Source organism: Aeromicrobium chenweiae, assembly GCF_003065605.1.
Taxonomy (GTDB): domain Bacteria; phylum Actinomycetota; class Actinomycetes; order Propionibacteriales; family Nocardioidaceae; genus Aeromicrobium; species Aeromicrobium chenweiae.
Genome location: NZ_CP026952.1, coordinates 952,853 through 966,114, shown reverse-complemented (window position 1 = coordinate 966,114; position 13,262 = coordinate 952,853). Strand labels below are relative to the sequence as shown.

Below are 13,262 nucleotides of genomic sequence, written 5' to 3'. Positions count from 1 at the left end.
CTTCCGGCGACTAAAGGAGACACGTTGTATCTGCGCAGGCTGATCCTGGTGGCGGCATTTTTGGCGACGGGACTCGCGGTGCCCACCCCCGCGTCGGCGTCCGTCGCACCGTTGACGGTCAAGCCGTCCCGACCGGTCCAGGACAAGACGTTCACGATCAAGGGCACGACCACGCCGAAGTTCGCGCGGCCGGTGCGGCTGCAGCGGTACATCGGCGGACGCTGGACCACCGCCCGCAAGACCAAGAGCACGTCCTCGGGACGCTACTCGTTCACGTACAAGTCGAGCGCCTCGTCGTTGACCTTCCGCACCTATCTCCCCAAGGCGAAGCGCAAGGGCAAGGGCCGCACCTACAGCTCGCAGAAGTCGGCCAAGATCGTGGTCAAGCCCGTGCGCCCGGTCGTCAAGACGCCGAAGCCCGTCGTCACGCCGAAGCCCGTCGTCAAGCCCGCTCCCCCGACGGCGAACCCGGACGCCGAGGTCGCGCCCGCCACGACGACGCTGAGCCTCGCCACCGCCGCCGGGCACACCGTGACCGCCGACGTCACGTCGACACCCGCGGTCGCGGGTCGAACCGTCCAGGTCCAGCGCTTGGAGGGCGCCACCTGGGTCACGGACGCCACGGGGACCCAGCCGGAGTCGGGCCGGACCTCGTTGTCGTTCGACGCGCCGGACCCCGGCACGCTGCGGTACCGCGCCGTCGTCACGGGCGCCGGACTGCCCACCAGCACGTCGCCGGAGTCGCGACTGACCGTCGAGTCCCCCGTGGCCCGCGTCGACATCAGGACGGACGACAGCACACCGATCACCAGCGGCGAGACGTACGTGCCCGGAGAGATCGTCGTCGACCCGCGCGGATCGGGTCTGCCGGCCTCGACCACCCGCGGCAAGCTGCGCGTGCGCGGCAACAGCACGGCCTGGGTCAAGATCAAGCTGTCCTACAAGATCAAGCTGGACAAGAAGGCCTCGCTACTCGGGATGCCCGAGAGCAAGAACTGGGCCCTGCTCGCCAACTTCTACGACCGGTCGCTGGTCCGCAACACGCTCGCGTTCGAGGCCAGCCGCCTCGTCGGTCGCCCCTGGACACCTCGCATGCAGTACGCCGAGCTGTGGGTCGACGGCAGCTACAGCGGTCTCTACCAGCTCGGCGAGAACATCGAGGCCGAGAAGGAGCGCGTCGTGCTGCCGGACGGCGGCTACCTGCTGGAGGGTGACGCGAACACCGACGACGACCCCCGGTTCACGACCGACCGTGGCTTCCAGGTCTACTTCAAGGAGCCCGACGACCCGGACACGGGGACGCAGGCCGAGGTCGCCCGGAAGGTCCAGGCGGCCGAGGACGCGCTGTACGCAGGCGACCTGTCGACGATCGACGTCCGCTCGTTCGTCGACTGGTACATCGTCAACGAGCTGCTCAAGAACTACGACTCGGCGATGAACAACAGCATCTGGATGATCCTGTCCCCCGACGGCACGCTCGGGATGGGACCGGTGTGGGACTTCGACCTCTCGATGGGCAACCGAGCGGCCTTCGGGGCGGAACTGCCGTCAGAGCTGTTCACCGGCGCGCCGTTCGGTGAGTACGGTCCGACGCAGATCCGCGTGCCCGAGGGGCACTGGTACAACCGACTGCTGGCCGATCCCGAGTTCACCGCGCAGCTGAAGGCGCGCTGGAAGCAGGTCCGGGTGCCGCTGGCGGGTCTGTCGGACCACGTCCCGGCCCTGGCCCGGGAGCTGCGGGACTCCGCGCCGCGCAACTTCGCGGAGGGCGCCGGCGGCTCCGGGCTCCCGATCGGGCCGTCGATCCTCGACCTCCCCCCGTACGCGGTCTTCCACGGCTCGTGGCCGGCCGAGATCGGCGCGGTGCAGTCCTGGGTCGCGGACCGCTACACGTGGCTGGACGGCCACCTCTCCGGCTGACCCGGGCATGATGGGGTCATGACGAGCGACCCGGGCTGCCTGTTCTGCCAGATCGTGGCCGGGACGACCGAGGCGGCCCGGGTGCTCGAGACCGACGACGTCGTCGGCTTCCTCGACGTCCGCCCCGTGTTCAAGGGGCACGTGCTGCTGGTCCCCCGCGAGCACGTCGTCACGCTGCCCGATCTTCCTGGGGACCTGATCGTCCCGCTGTTCTCGACCGCGCAGCGGGTGGCGACCGCGATCACGTCGGGTCTCGGCGCGCAGGGCACGTTCGTCGCGATGAACAACGTGGTGTCGCAGAGCGTGGCCCACCTGCACGTCCACGTCGTCCCCCGCACCAAGGGGGACGGCCTGCGCGGCTTCTTCTGGCCGCGCACCAAGTACGCCGACGGCGAGGCCGAGACCTACGCCGCCACGATCCGGGAGGCCCTGGCATGACCCTCACCCGCGAGACAGCCGCTGCGAAGGCGCGCGAGCTGCTCCACGTCGACGTGACGCCGCACCCCCACGAGGAGCTCGAGAGCGACCTGGTCTGCGGCGGGTTCGCCTTCGACGGCGGCGACCGGGCCGCGATCATCGGCTACGACGGCGGCTACCAGACCAGCATGACCGAGCTGTCGGGCGAGACCGTCGACACCCTGATCGTCGGCTGGCTCGCCGAGCAGCGGCACCGGCACGGGACGGACGCGTTCGCGGTCGAGCCGGCGCCTCCGCCCACCCACCCGTGCCCCGTGTGCGGCGCAGCGACCTTCCACAGCGATCGCTATCCCGCCTCGGTGTGCGCGGAGTGCCAGCAGCGCGCGACGGACCGCGACGGGCGGCGGATCGTCGGGTACAACGAGGGACCCTTCGGCGGGCTCGTCGTGTTCTACGCGGAGTCGCCCTCGGGCACGCAGAGCGAGATCGCCGGCGACGTGCTGGAGACCGGCCGGTGCTGGATCGACGGCATCGAGTGCACGATCGACGAGGCCCGGTTCGGCGGCGTCGTGATCCAGCGCGTGGAGGTCCACTAGGGTCGCAGGATGGACTCGGCGAGCGTCACCCACACGGTCACCACCGCGGACACGGCGGCGGCGCTGGGCTCGGGCGACCTGGACGTGCTGGCGACACCCCGCGTCCTGGCCTGGCTCGAGGAGGCCACGTGTGCCGCCCTCGACCTGCCGGTGGATCGCACGAGCGTGGGCACCCGGGTCGAGATCGAGCACCTGGCCGCGAGCCCGGTCGGCGCCGAGGTGACCGCGACCGCCACGGTCGTGCACACCGACGGCCGCCTCATCCGCTTCCAGGTCGTCGCCCAGGACGCCTCCGGGGCCCTCCTGGCCAGCGGCGAGGTGCGTCGTGTCGTCGTGGACCGGGAGCGATTTCTGTCCCGGATCACGCCTGTGGGAGACTGAGGCATCGACTTTCGAGGAGGAACACCATGGGCAAGACCGGCCGCAAGCGTCGCGCACGCCGCAAGAAGGGCGCCAACCACGGAAAGCGCCCCAACGCGTGAATCCAGCAGCACATGAGAAATCCCCGTCCATCGGACGGGGATTTCTTCGTTCCGGTCGTGGTGGGACCGGGAGCTAGGCCTGCTTCTGCTCGGTGATCGTGACCTGGACGGTGCGGATCGACATCAGCACCTTGTCGCGCAGGGGCTCGGGGGCCACCTCCGAGCACGAGCGGGAGACGAGGCTCTTGACCACGCGCTCGAGGTCGTACTCGCTGAGGCACGTCGTGCACTCGTCGATGTGGTTCTGGATCTCGGCACAGCTCGCGGTGTCGATCTCGTGGTCGATGAACAGATAGAGGTTCTCGAGGGCCTTCTCGCAGTCGGGTCCCTCACAGTTGCTCGTGCTCATGCCTTGTCACCTGCTCCCGTCACTGCCATCCCACGGTCACGCGCGTAGTCGGCCAGCATCTCGCGCAGCAGCCGCCGCCCTCGGTGCAGCCGGGACATCACGGTGCCGATCGGCGTGTCCATGATCTCCGCGATCTCCTTGTAGGGGAAGCCTTCGACATCCGCGAGGTACACCGCGTAGCGGAAGTCCTCCGGCAGCGCCTGCAGCGCGTCCTTGACGTCGCTGTCGGGCAGGTGCTCGAGCGCCTCCATCTCGGCCGACTTCAGGCCCGAGGAGCCGTGCGACTCCGCGCGGGCGATCTGCCAGTCCTCGATCTCGTCAGTGACCTGCTGCGGCTGGCGCTGCTTCTTGCGGTACGAGTTGATGTACGTGTTGGTGAGGATGCGGTACAGCCACGCCTTGAGGTTGGTGCCCGGCTTGAACTGGTGGAAGGCGCTGAACGCCTTCGAGAAGGTCTCCTGGACGAGGTCCTCGGCGTCGTGCGGGTTGCGCGTCATGCGCAGCGCAGCGGAATACAGCTGATCCAGGAACGGCAGGGCGTCGGCCTCGAAGCGAGCCTGCTGCTGCTCCGGGGTCTCGGTCTCCCGCGCGTCGGGGATGTCAGGGGTTTCTGGGGTGACGGTCATCGCCTCCCAGCCTACTCCCGGAACCGTACGCGGGCGCAGTGGCGTGATCGATGAGCTGTTCTGTCGTGCATGTGTCAGCATCTGACCTCCTGCAATGTACAACCGCCGGAGGGGTGCTGCTATTCCGCGGCGAGCGGGGCGATCAGCTCGGGTCCGTTGTTGCGGACGTTGTTGACGGCGGTCGAGACCGGGTAGGCGTCCAGGCGTCCCGGGGCGGCCGGGATCAGCAGCCCGAGCAGCTCGTCGGTGGCGCGCGGCGCGGGGTCGAGCCAGGCGTCGTACGCCTCGGGCTCGAGGAACAACGGCATGCGCTCGTGGACGTGTCCCACGGCGTCCTCGGCGGTCGTGGTGAGGATCGTGTAGCTGATGACCCACTCGCCGTCCTCGCGGTCCTTCCAGAACTCGTAGAGTCCTGCCATCGCGAGGACAGACCCGTCCTTGGGCGTGATGTAGAACGGCTGCTTCGTGGGCTTCTTCCTGCCCTCGGCGGGCTCGCCGGCGTACCACTCGTAGTAGCCGTCGGCGGGGACGAGCGCCCGCCGCCGCGCGAACGCCTTCTTGAACGCGGGCTTCTCCGCGACCGTCTCGGACCGGGCGTTGATCAGCCGGTTGCCGATCGAGGGATCCTTGGCCCAGCTGGGGATGAGGCCCCACCGGGCGGTGAGCAGCTCGCGCTGGGGACGCGCGGACGACTCCGCGGTGTCCTCACGGCGTCCGATGACCACGGGCGCGAGCTTGGTCGGCGCCATGTTGTAGTCGGCCTCGAGCTCGACGAACGAGTTCGCCAGGTCGACCTCGAAGGCCTGGTGGAGGGTGGCCGAGGTCTGGGTCGTCGCGTAGCGCCCGCACATGCGACCAGCGTGCCACAGGGCACGGACAGGATGCCCCGCACGCGGGTCCGGTATGAATGGTCCATGACCCTCTTGCGCATGGTGGCGCGTCCGATGCTTGCCTCGCTGTTCATCCACGGCGGGGCGATGGCGCTCAAGCAGCCCGGTCCGCGTGCCGCGAAGGCGCAGCCGGTGGCCGACCTCATCAAGAAGGTGGCCCCGCAGATCCCGGTCAACGGCTCGAACCTGACCCGTGTCAACGGTGCGGTGCACCTGGTCGCCGGGCTGGGACTGGCCACCGGACACCTCCCCCGGCTCTCGGCGTTGGTGCTCGCGGTGTCGCTGCCGCCCACGACCGCGGCCGGCCACCGCTACTGGGACGAGAACGACCCGGCGGCGCGCACCAACCAGCGCATCCACTTCATGAAGAACATGGCGCTGACCGGTGGCCTGCTCATGGCGACGCTCGACCCCGACCCGCACAAGAAGATCCTCGTGCGTCGTGCGAAGGACAAGATGACGGACGCCGCGGCATCGGTCGCGGACCAGCTGGACCACATCCGCAGCTGACGTCCGGCAGCATCCCCGCACGGACCGATAGGCTGGCGGCGATGACTGACCCGCTCCCCTGGCTCGCGCCCCACCGTGACACGCCGTTCGTCGGCGAGGTCCTCGTTCCCGGCTCGAAGTCGCTGACCAACCGCGTCCTGATCCTCGCTGCCCTGGGCGACGGGCCGTCCGTCATCACCCGACCTCTCGGCTCGCGGGACACGAACCTGATGGCGGCCGCGCTCACGACGCTCGGTGCCACGATCGAGCGCGACGGCATGACGTGGACCGTCACGCCGGCCCGCTCGACCGGGGCCGATCCGGTGACGGTCGACTGCGGCCTGGCCGGCACCGTCATGCGGTTCGTCCCCCTGCTCGCCGCCCTCGGCGACGCCCCGGTCACCTTCGACGGCGACGAGCACGCGCGCGTCCGCCCGATGGCCACCACGATCGCGACGCTCCGCAGTCTCGGCGTCGAGGTCGACGACGGCGGCCGCGGCGCGCTGCCGTTCACGGTGCACGGGAGCGGCCGGGTGCCCGGCGGGACCGTCGAGGTCGACGCGTCCGCGTCGAGCCAGTTCGTCTCGGCGCTGCTGCTCGTGGGTGCCCGTTTCGAGCAGGGGCTCGACCTGCGCCACACCGGCGGGACGCTGCCGTCGATGCCGCACATCGAGATGACGGTCGCCGAGCTGCGCCGCCGCGGCGTCCGCGTCGACACCGACGAGCCGGCGCGCTGGGTCGTCCACCCCGGCACGATCGACGCGCTCGACGTCGAGATCGAGCCCGACCTGTCGAACGCCGGCGTGTTCATCGCGGGCGCGCTGGTCACCGGCGGCGAGGTCCGCATCCGCAGCTGGCCCCGCGACACCGACCAGGCCGGCGACGCGTGGCGCGACATCGTCCCGGCGTTCGGCGGCACGGTCACCCCCGACGGCGCCGACCTGGTCTTCGCGGCCGGGCCCGAGCTGACCGGTGTCGAGCTCGACCTGCACGACGTCGGCGAGCTGACACCGGTCATCGCCGCGATGGCCGCCCTCGCGACCACGCCCTCGCGCCTCACCGGAGTCGCGCACCTGCGGGGCCACGAGACCGACCGCCTGGCCGCGCTGGTCACCGAGATCAACCGTCTCGGCGGGGACGCGGAGGAGCTCGAAGACGGCCTGCTCATCCGGCCGCGACCGCTGCACGGCGACACCTTCCGGACGTACGACGACCACCGCATGGCCCACGCCGCGGTGGTCCTCGGTCTGCGGGTGCCCGACCTCCTGGTCGAGAACGTCGTCACGACGATCAAGACCTACCCCAACTTCGCCCCCGTCTGGGAACGCCTGATGACCGCGCCGGCGAAGGTCTGACGCGATGGCACGCCAGGACGACGAGCACGCCCGGTTCGAGCGCCCCCGTCGTCACACGCGACCCCGGACGAAGGTGCGGCCCAACTACGACGAGGCGGCCACCGCCCGCGTCGTGACGATCGACCGCGGCCGGTACACCGTCACGCTGGACGAGCCGTCGACCGGCGCGAGGGGCACCCGCGTGATCACCGCGATGAAGTCGCGCAACCTCGGCCGCAAGGGCGTCATCGTCGGCGACGAGGTCCGGGTCGTCGGCGACATCAGCGGCGACGAGGGCTCGTTGGCCCGCATCGTCGAGGTCATGCCGCGGCGCACGGTGCTGCGTCGCACGGCGGACGACGACGACCCGATCGAGCGCATCATCGTGGCCAACGCCGACCAGCTCGTCATCGTCGCCGCCCTGGCTGACCCGCCGCCGCGTGCGGGGCTCATCGACCGGTGTCTCGTGGCCGCGTTCGACGCCGGCATGGAGCCGCTCGTCTGCCTCACCAAGTCCGACCTCGGCTCGCCCGACGAGATCGTCGCGATGTTCGAGCCGCTGGGTGTGCGCGTCCTGGTGACCCGGCAGGACGGCGACCTCGACGCCGTGCGGGACGCCCTGCGCGACCGCACGAGCGTCCTCGTCGGACACAGCGGGGTCGGCAAGTCCACGCTCGTCAACGCGCTCGTGCCCGATGCCCGCCGGTCGGTCAGCTACGTCAACGCGGTGACCGGACGCGGCCGGCACACCTCGACGTCCGCGATCAGCCTCGAGCTGCCGTTCGGCGGGTGGATCATCGACACCCCCGGCATCCGCTCGTTCGGCCTCGCCCACGTCGAGGTCGACGACATCATCAAGGCCTTTCCCGACCTGCAGGAGGTCGCTCGCGGCTGCCCCCGCGGGTGCCTGCACTCCGCGACCGAGCCCGAGTGCGCGCTCGACGTGGCGGTCGCGGACGGCACTTTGGCGGCCGCGCGGGTCGAGTCGTTCCGGCGCATCCTGGCCAGCCGTGACCAGAAGGACGAGTACTAGGCACGGCCGTTCCGTGTGCCGACGGCGGATTCGGACTGCGAACGCCGTACCCTGAGGGCCATGGCTCACTCGTACAACGACGACCTGCGCCTCGCACACGTGCTCGCCGACAACGCTGACAACCTCTCGATGGAACGCTTCCTCGCGGTCGATCTCCAGGTCGACACGAAGCCGGACATGACGTACGTGACCGAGTCCGACCAGGCCGTCGAGGCCGCCGTACGGCGCACCCTCAAGTCCGCCCGCGGCCGGGACGTCGTGCTCGGCGAGGAGCAGGGCGAGGACGAGGGCACGAACGGTCCCGGCGGACGGCGCTGGATCATCGACCCGATCGACGGCACCTCCAACTTCGTCCGCGGCGTCCCTGTGTGGGCCACCCTCATCGCCCTGGAGGAGGACGGCGAGATCGTCGCCGGCTGCGTGTCCGCACCCGCCCTCGGCCGTCGCTGGTGGGCCAGCAAGGGCACCGGTGCCTTCACGGGCAAGTCGCTCATGTCGTCGCGCCAGATCCAGGTCTCGCGGGTGTCCGACCTCGAGAGCGCCTCGTTGTCGTACGCCTCGCTCGGCGGCTGGGACGTGATCGGCCGCGGCGAGGCGTTCGCCGCGCTGATGCGCCGCTGCTGGCGGACCCGCGCCTACGGCGACTTCTGGTCGTACATGCTGCTCGCGGAGGGCGCCGTCGACATCGCTGCCGAGCCCGAGCTCAAGATCTGGGACATGGCCGCGCTCGACGTCATCGTCCGCGAGGCCGGGGGCACGTTCACGAGCCTCGCCGGTGCGCCCGGGCCCTGGGGCGACAACGCCCTGGCCACCAACACGCGCCTGCACGACGCCGCGATGGCGTACCTGGGGCACTTCCCGGACCAGGGGCCGCCGGACCGGTCGTGGACCGACGAGCCCGAGGACGAGTCCGGGCCGCCCGAGCGCGACAACGTCCGCACGTTCGACTTCGCACGGGAACCGGCCGACGAGTCCTCGTGATGCTCGCCCCCGGGGTGTGACCGGGGTTACAGTGCGGGGAACCCAGGAATGGAGTCTCCGATGCGCGTGAACGAGGTCCTGTCGTCCAAGGGGAGCGACGCGGTCTACACGATCGCCCCCGATGCCACGGTCCGCGAGCTGATGGACCGGCTCGCAGAGCTCAACGTCGGCGCCCTGGTGGTGAGCGCCGACGGCGACCAGATGCTCGGCATCGTGTCCGAGCGCGACATCGTCCGCAAGCTGCGCGGGGCCGAGAACGCGCGCGACATGGCGGTGGCGGACATCATGACGACCGACGTGCGGACCTGCTCGCCGGACGACTCGTTCGGCAGCCTGATGGCGATCATGACCGAGCACCGCATCCGTCACGTGCCCGTGCTCCAGGACGGCCGGCTGATCGGCGTCCTCAGCATCGGCGACGCGGTCAAGCACCGCATGGAACAGCTCGAGTTCGAGCGCGACCAGCTCAGCAGCTACGTCGCCGGCGGCTGACCACCTTCTTGACGCCGACACGTTGCCGATATATCGTTTAGATATCGACAACATGTCGGTTGTAGAGAAAGTGGGTCACCCCATGCGAAGCAACGACTTCTCAGACACTCGCCGCCCGGCCGATCGCCGCCGCGGCAGGCACCATCAGGACCGCGGGTTCGGCGCCGACTTCGGCCCCGGGTTCGGCGGCCCCGGCCGCCCCCGTGGCCGGCGTCGCGGCGGTCGCGGCGGCGACGTCCGCGCCGCGGCCCTGCTCCTCCTCGCGGAGGGGCCCAAGCACGGCTACCAGCTCATCCAGGAGATCGGCGAGCGGAGCGAGGGATCCTGGTCACCCAGCCCCGGCTCGATCTACCCCGTGCTCCAGCAGCTCGAGGACGAAGGACTCCTCACGTTCCAGCGCGTCGACGGCCGCAAGACCGCGACGCTGACCGAGGAAGGCGACGCGTACGTCGCGGAGCATCGCGAGCAGCTCGGCACCCCGTGGGAGGACGACCGCGCCGACCAGCGCCGCGAGATGCACGACCTCTCGACGAGCCTCAAGGGGTTCGTCGTGGCCTGGAAGCAGGTCGCGCAGGTCGGCACGCCCGCCCAGCAGGAGAAGGCCACAGCGGTGGTCGAGGACGCCCGCAAGGCCATGTACCGCATACTGGCGGACGATGAGTCATGACGGACGCCTGAACCTGCCCGAGAGCGAGATGACCTGGAGGTTCTCTCGCTCCTCCGGCGCGGGCGGACAGCACGTCAACACCACGGACACCCGCGTCGAGCTGATCTGGTCGCTGGCCGACACCACCGCGCTCTCCCCCGCCCAGAAGGAGCTCGCCGCAACCAGGCTGAGCAACCGGCTGGTCAACGGCACGATCACGGTGGTGTCGTCGCAGTACCGCTCGCAGCACCGCAACCGCGAAGCCGCGCGCGTCCGCCTGGAGGAGCTCGTCGGGCGGGCGATCGTCCCGGACCGTCCGCGTCGGGCCACCAAGCCGAGCCGGTCCTCGCAGCGTCGCCGCCTGGACGAGAAGAAGCGACGCGGCTCCCTCAAGCAGGGTCGCGGCGGCAGCTGGGAATAGCCGCTGACTGACAACGGTTGTCATGTGTGTCGGTTTCTCCGACAGACGAAAGGACATCCCATGAAGGTCCGCAGCTCACTTCGCTCGCTCAAGAACCAGGCCGGTTCGCAGGTCGTCCGGCGTCACGGACGCACGTTCGTGATCAACCGCGACAACCCCCGGTTGAAGGCCCGTCAGGGCTGACCAAGACGCAGCTGCCACGACTCGAACTCGCCGACGACGCGCATTCCGAGGCGCTCGTAGAGCGGCAGCGCGCCCGATCGTGACGACGTCGCGAGCTCGCCCGTGAGGCAGCCGCGGCGTCGTCCTGCGTCGTAGGCCTCCGCGAGGAGCCCCTGCGCGATCCCCTGACCGCGGTGGTCCGCACGGACCGCGAGCTGGTGCACCCAGGTCGCGCCGTCGCTGTCGTGCACGACTGCCGCACCCACGACCTCGCCCGCCGCGGTCGCCACCCGCCAGTGCGACGTGTCCGCGCCGTCACGCTCCACGTGGCGCGTGTGCCAGTCCTCGTACGCGAGACGGAACTGCCCTTCCCACTCGGCGAAGGCGTCGACGACCACCGTGTGCACCGCTCGTGCGTCCGCCGGCTCGAAGGGGCGGATCACGACGTCCGCCGGCAGCGCGTGACGCCGCAACGGCGCATCCTCGTCGAGCCGCAGCACCCACTCGCCCGACACGCGCTCGTAGCCGCGAGCGGCCAGGATCTCCGCCCCCGCGGTGTCCGCGCTCGCGATCTGCTGCTCCGCGACCTCCCAGCCTCGACCACGGGCCAGCCCCTCGGCCCAGTCGGCCAGCGCCGTGCCGATGCCGCGGCCCAGGTGCGACGGGAGCACCTCCACGAGGAGGTGCCGGCGGGTGTTCACCTCGGCACCGGCGACGATCCTGCCGTCGTCCAGCACCGCCAGCGTGTCCGTCGCCAGGTCGCGTCCTTCCGTCGACCACATGCCGATCACGTCGGACTCGTCGATGAAGGCCTCCCCGACGAAGTGCCGCTCGGACGCCGCCAGCACCCCCGTCACCTCGGGCGCGTCCGCCATCGTCAGTGGACGCTCGGTGAGACCGGCAGGCAGACGCAACGACATCCGCCCATCCAATCAAGGCGGCCGCGCCGAGTCCACGTGATTGACGACCGGCTCGCCGGGTACGCGGGGCGCACGACCATCGAGGAGGACCCAATGACCGTCGCACCCCCCGAGCCCGCCCTGCCCGAGGAGGACGAGCCGAGCCGTCCCGAGACCCCCGACATGCCGGACCCGGCCTTCCCCGAGGTGCTGCCCACGCCGGAGCCCGGCCAGGAGCCCGACCGGGAGCCGGCACCCGAGACGCAGCCCGATCCCGAGGGCTGACGTCAGGCGACGACCTGCCCGTCGACCTGGCCGAGGGCGATGCGTCGTCCGCCGGCCAGCCTGGCGCTGGCCGCGATCGTGACCCGGTCGCCGTCCAGCAGGAACGACCGGGACGAGCCGTCGTCGAGCAGCACGGGATGCGAGCCGTTCCAGGACAGCTCGAGCAACGATCCCCGCTGACCCTGCTCGGGCCCGCTGACGGTGCCGGAGGCGAACAGGTCACCCGGCCGCAGAGCCGCTCCGTTCGCGGTCAGGTGCGCGAGCATCTGCGCGGGCGTCCAGTACATCTGCGCGTACGGTGCCCGTGACAGGACGGTGCCGTTGACGATCACCTCGAGCTCGAGGTCGAGCCCCCACGCGTCCTCGTCCTGCAGGTACGCGAGCGGCTCCGGGTCCTGGCGTGGCGGGTCGACCCGGGCTCCCGCCAGCGCCGCGAGCGGCACCACCCAGGGCGACACCGAGGTGGCGAACGACTTGCCGAGGAACGGGCCCAGCGGGACGTACTCCCAGGCCTGGACGTCGCGCGCCGACCAGTCGTTCACGACGCAGATCCCGAAGACGTGGTCGTCGAAGGACGACGTCGGCACCGGTTCGCCGAGCGTCGAGCCGGCCCCCACCACGAAGCCGATCTCCGCCTCGATGTCGAGCTTGGCGGTCGGGCCGAACGCGATCGTGCCGTCGTGCCCGCGGGTCTGCCCCGACGGCCGCCGGACGGGTGTCCCGGAGGCCACGACCGTCCCGGCGCGGCCGTGGTACCCGATCGGCAGGTGCTTCCAGTTCGGCGTCAGCGCGGCCCCGTCCGGCCGGAACAGCCGACCGACGTTGGTCGCGTGGTGCTCGGAGGCGTAGAAGTCGACGTAGTCCGCCACCGTGAACGGCAGCACGAGCTCGACCCCGGCCGCCGGCGACAGGTGTTCCGCGAACGCGTCGAGACTGGCCGCGACGAACGTCCGCACCTCGTGCCAGGCCAGGGGGCCGGCGGCCAGCAACGGGTCGAGCGACCCGGCCGCGAACAGCCCTGCGTGGACGTGCCCCCGTGCCGCCGACGCCGCCGTGAGGTCGAGGACGTCCGTGCCGACCCCGACGCCCACGCGTGCGCGCTCCTCCCCCGGGCGGACGAACGAGCAGTACGGCAGCGTCGCCCGTCCGAAGTCCGTCACCCGCGCACCCCGAACCGCGAGTGGCGCACCCCGGACCGCGAGTGGCGCAGTTGTGCACGACACGCCGTCCCACTTTCTTC

At 70.7% G+C, this 13,262-nt stretch carries 19 protein-coding genes; 14 read left to right on the top strand and 5 right to left on the bottom strand.

Annotation, left to right across the window (positions count from 1 at the left end; genetic code table 11):
- Positions 1-24: 24 nt before the first annotated feature.
- From C3E78_RS04645 to C3E78_RS18755, 5 genes are read left to right on the top strand one after another with little or no spacing between them, the layout of a single operon-like run.
- Positions 25-1,920 carry a CotH kinase family protein gene (locus tag C3E78_RS04645; RefSeq protein WP_159085813.1) on the top strand — a complete coding sequence of 632 codons (1,896 nt, stop codon included), beginning with the start codon at positions 25-27 and terminating at the stop codon, positions 1,918-1,920.
- An 18-nt stretch (positions 1,921-1,938) separates the two neighbouring features.
- Positions 1,939-2,358: an HIT family protein gene (locus C3E78_RS04640; RefSeq protein WP_108577210.1), complete on the top strand. Its 420-nt coding sequence runs from the start codon at positions 1,939-1,941 to the stop codon at positions 2,356-2,358.
- Positions 2,355-2,933: a hypothetical protein gene (locus C3E78_RS04635; protein ID WP_108577209.1), complete on the top strand. Its 579-nt coding sequence runs from the start codon at positions 2,355-2,357 to the stop codon at positions 2,931-2,933. The genes C3E78_RS04640 and C3E78_RS04635 overlap by 4 nt, the downstream gene beginning before the upstream one ends.
- A gap of 9 nt (positions 2,934-2,942) precedes the next feature.
- The gene (locus tag C3E78_RS04630) at positions 2,943-3,314 is read left to right on the top strand and encodes a thioesterase family protein (protein WP_108577208.1); all 372 of its coding nucleotides are present in this window, start codon (positions 2,943-2,945) and stop codon (positions 3,312-3,314) included.
- Between the two features lie 26 nt (positions 3,315-3,340).
- Complete coding sequence (locus C3E78_RS18755; RefSeq protein WP_369797015.1) at positions 3,341-3,415, top strand: 50S ribosomal protein bL37; 75 nt, start codon at positions 3,341-3,343, stop codon at positions 3,413-3,415.
- Between the two features lie 73 nt (positions 3,416-3,488).
- On the opposite strand, the gene rsrA is transcribed toward C3E78_RS18755, so the two are convergent.
- The 3 genes from rsrA to C3E78_RS04615 all read right to left on the bottom strand — a co-directional run bounded on the left by rsrA (position 3,489) and on the right by C3E78_RS04615 (position 5,241).
- Complete coding sequence (rsrA, locus tag C3E78_RS04625) at positions 3,489-3,764, bottom strand: mycothiol system anti-sigma-R factor (RefSeq protein ID WP_108577207.1); 276 nt, start codon at positions 3,762-3,764, stop codon at positions 3,489-3,491.
- On the bottom strand, positions 3,761-4,390 hold the full coding sequence (locus C3E78_RS04620) for a sigma-70 family RNA polymerase sigma factor (protein WP_168217192.1): 630 nt from the start codon (positions 4,388-4,390) through the stop codon (positions 3,761-3,763). The genes rsrA and C3E78_RS04620 overlap by 4 nt, the downstream gene beginning before the upstream one ends.
- Before the next feature lie 119 nt (positions 4,391-4,509).
- The gene (locus tag C3E78_RS04615) at positions 4,510-5,241 is read right to left on the bottom strand and encodes an SOS response-associated peptidase (protein WP_108577205.1); all 732 of its coding nucleotides are present in this window, start codon (positions 5,239-5,241) and stop codon (positions 4,510-4,512) included.
- Positions 5,242-5,304: 63 nt separating this feature from the next.
- Here C3E78_RS04615 and C3E78_RS04610 point away from each other — a divergent pair, with 63 nt between their 5' ends.
- The 8 genes from C3E78_RS04610 to ykgO all read left to right on the top strand — a co-directional run bounded on the left by C3E78_RS04610 (position 5,305) and on the right by ykgO (position 10,859).
- Complete coding sequence (locus tag C3E78_RS04610) at positions 5,305-5,790, top strand: DoxX family protein (protein ID WP_108577204.1); 486 nt, start codon at positions 5,305-5,307, stop codon at positions 5,788-5,790.
- Positions 5,791-5,831: 41 nt separating this feature from the next.
- A complete protein-coding gene (aroA, locus tag C3E78_RS04605; protein WP_108577203.1) occupies positions 5,832-7,124 on the top strand; it encodes a 3-phosphoshikimate 1-carboxyvinyltransferase in 1,293 nt (430 codons plus the stop codon).
- 4 nt (positions 7,125-7,128) lie between these two features.
- On the top strand, positions 7,129-8,136 hold the full coding sequence (rsgA, locus tag C3E78_RS04600; protein WP_108577202.1) for a ribosome small subunit-dependent GTPase A: 1,008 nt from the start codon (positions 7,129-7,131) through the stop codon (positions 8,134-8,136).
- A 60-nt stretch (positions 8,137-8,196) separates the two neighbouring features.
- A complete protein-coding gene (locus C3E78_RS04595) occupies positions 8,197-9,117 on the top strand; it encodes an inositol monophosphatase family protein (protein ID WP_108577201.1) in 921 nt (306 codons plus the stop codon).
- A 60-nt stretch (positions 9,118-9,177) separates the two neighbouring features.
- On the top strand, positions 9,178-9,609 hold the full coding sequence (locus C3E78_RS04590) for a CBS domain-containing protein (protein ID WP_108577200.1): 432 nt from the start codon (positions 9,178-9,180) through the stop codon (positions 9,607-9,609).
- A gap of 82 nt (positions 9,610-9,691) precedes the next feature.
- Positions 9,692-10,276 carry a PadR family transcriptional regulator gene (locus tag C3E78_RS04585; protein ID WP_199906929.1) on the top strand — a complete coding sequence of 195 codons (585 nt, stop codon included), beginning with the start codon at positions 9,692-9,694 and terminating at the stop codon, positions 10,274-10,276.
- Positions 10,266-10,676 carry an alternative ribosome rescue aminoacyl-tRNA hydrolase ArfB gene (arfB, locus tag C3E78_RS04580; RefSeq protein ID WP_108577198.1) on the top strand — a complete coding sequence of 137 codons (411 nt, stop codon included), beginning with the start codon at positions 10,266-10,268 and terminating at the stop codon, positions 10,674-10,676. The genes C3E78_RS04585 and arfB overlap by 11 nt, the downstream gene beginning before the upstream one ends.
- A gap of 60 nt (positions 10,677-10,736) precedes the next feature.
- Positions 10,737-10,859: a type B 50S ribosomal protein L36 gene (gene ykgO / locus C3E78_RS04575; protein ID WP_108577197.1), complete on the top strand. Its 123-nt coding sequence runs from the start codon at positions 10,737-10,739 to the stop codon at positions 10,857-10,859.
- On the opposite strand, the gene C3E78_RS04570 is transcribed toward ykgO, so the two are convergent.
- Positions 10,850-11,758, bottom strand: coding sequence for a GNAT family N-acetyltransferase (locus C3E78_RS04570; RefSeq protein ID WP_108577196.1), 909 nt, complete (start codon positions 11,756-11,758; stop codon positions 10,850-10,852). The two genes, ykgO and C3E78_RS04570, sit on opposite strands and share 10 nt — an antisense overlap.
- Before the next feature lie 93 nt (positions 11,759-11,851).
- On the opposite strand from C3E78_RS04570, the gene C3E78_RS18185 reads away from it, so the two are divergent.
- Positions 11,852-12,022 carry a hypothetical protein gene (locus tag C3E78_RS18185; protein WP_159085812.1) on the top strand — a complete coding sequence of 57 codons (171 nt, stop codon included), beginning with the start codon at positions 11,852-11,854 and terminating at the stop codon, positions 12,020-12,022.
- A 2-nt stretch (positions 12,023-12,024) separates the two neighbouring features.
- Here the strand turns inward: C3E78_RS18185 and fahA are convergent, their stop codons facing one another.
- Complete coding sequence (fahA, locus tag C3E78_RS04565) at positions 12,025-13,182, bottom strand: fumarylacetoacetase (RefSeq protein WP_108577195.1); 1,158 nt, start codon at positions 13,180-13,182, stop codon at positions 12,025-12,027.
- Between the last annotated feature and the right edge of the window lie 80 nt (positions 13,183-13,262).

What these genes read in the sequence shown, in the direction of transcription:
- C3E78_RS04640 (WP_108577210.1), top strand. Translation starts at nt 1,939, where the DNA reads ATGACGAGCGACCCGGGCTGCCTGTTCTGCCAGATCGTGGCCGGGACG.
- C3E78_RS04635 (WP_108577209.1), top strand. Translation starts at nt 2,355, where the DNA reads ATGACCCTCACCCGCGAGACAGCCGCTGCGAAGGCGCGCGAGCTGCTC.
- C3E78_RS04630 (WP_108577208.1), top strand. Translation starts at nt 2,943, where the DNA reads ATGGACTCGGCGAGCGTCACCCACACGGTCACCACCGCGGACACGGCG.
- rsrA (WP_108577207.1), bottom strand. Translation starts at nt 3,764, where the DNA reads ATGAGCACGAGCAACTGTGAGGGACCCGACTGCGAGAAGGCCCTCGAG.
- C3E78_RS04620 (WP_168217192.1), bottom strand. Translation starts at nt 4,390, where the DNA reads ATGACCGTCACCCCAGAAACCCCTGACATCCCCGACGCGCGGGAGACC.
- C3E78_RS04615 (WP_108577205.1), bottom strand. Translation starts at nt 5,241, where the DNA reads ATGTGCGGGCGCTACGCGACGACCCAGACCTCGGCCACCCTCCACCAG.
- C3E78_RS04610 (WP_108577204.1), top strand. Translation starts at nt 5,305, where the DNA reads ATGACCCTCTTGCGCATGGTGGCGCGTCCGATGCTTGCCTCGCTGTTC.
- aroA (WP_108577203.1), top strand. Translation starts at nt 5,832, where the DNA reads ATGACTGACCCGCTCCCCTGGCTCGCGCCCCACCGTGACACGCCGTTC.
- rsgA (WP_108577202.1), top strand. Translation starts at nt 7,129, where the DNA reads ATGGCACGCCAGGACGACGAGCACGCCCGGTTCGAGCGCCCCCGTCGT.
- C3E78_RS04595 (WP_108577201.1), top strand. Translation starts at nt 8,197, where the DNA reads ATGGCTCACTCGTACAACGACGACCTGCGCCTCGCACACGTGCTCGCC.
- C3E78_RS04590 (WP_108577200.1), top strand. Translation starts at nt 9,178, where the DNA reads ATGCGCGTGAACGAGGTCCTGTCGTCCAAGGGGAGCGACGCGGTCTAC.
- C3E78_RS04585 (WP_199906929.1), top strand. Translation starts at nt 9,692, where the DNA reads ATGCGAAGCAACGACTTCTCAGACACTCGCCGCCCGGCCGATCGCCGC.
- arfB (WP_108577198.1), top strand. Translation starts at nt 10,266, where the DNA reads ATGAGTCATGACGGACGCCTGAACCTGCCCGAGAGCGAGATGACCTGG.
- ykgO (WP_108577197.1), top strand. Translation starts at nt 10,737, where the DNA reads ATGAAGGTCCGCAGCTCACTTCGCTCGCTCAAGAACCAGGCCGGTTCG.
- C3E78_RS04570 (WP_108577196.1), bottom strand. Translation starts at nt 11,758, where the DNA reads ATGTCGTTGCGTCTGCCTGCCGGTCTCACCGAGCGTCCACTGACGATG.
- C3E78_RS18185 (WP_159085812.1), top strand. Translation starts at nt 11,852, where the DNA reads ATGACCGTCGCACCCCCCGAGCCCGCCCTGCCCGAGGAGGACGAGCCG.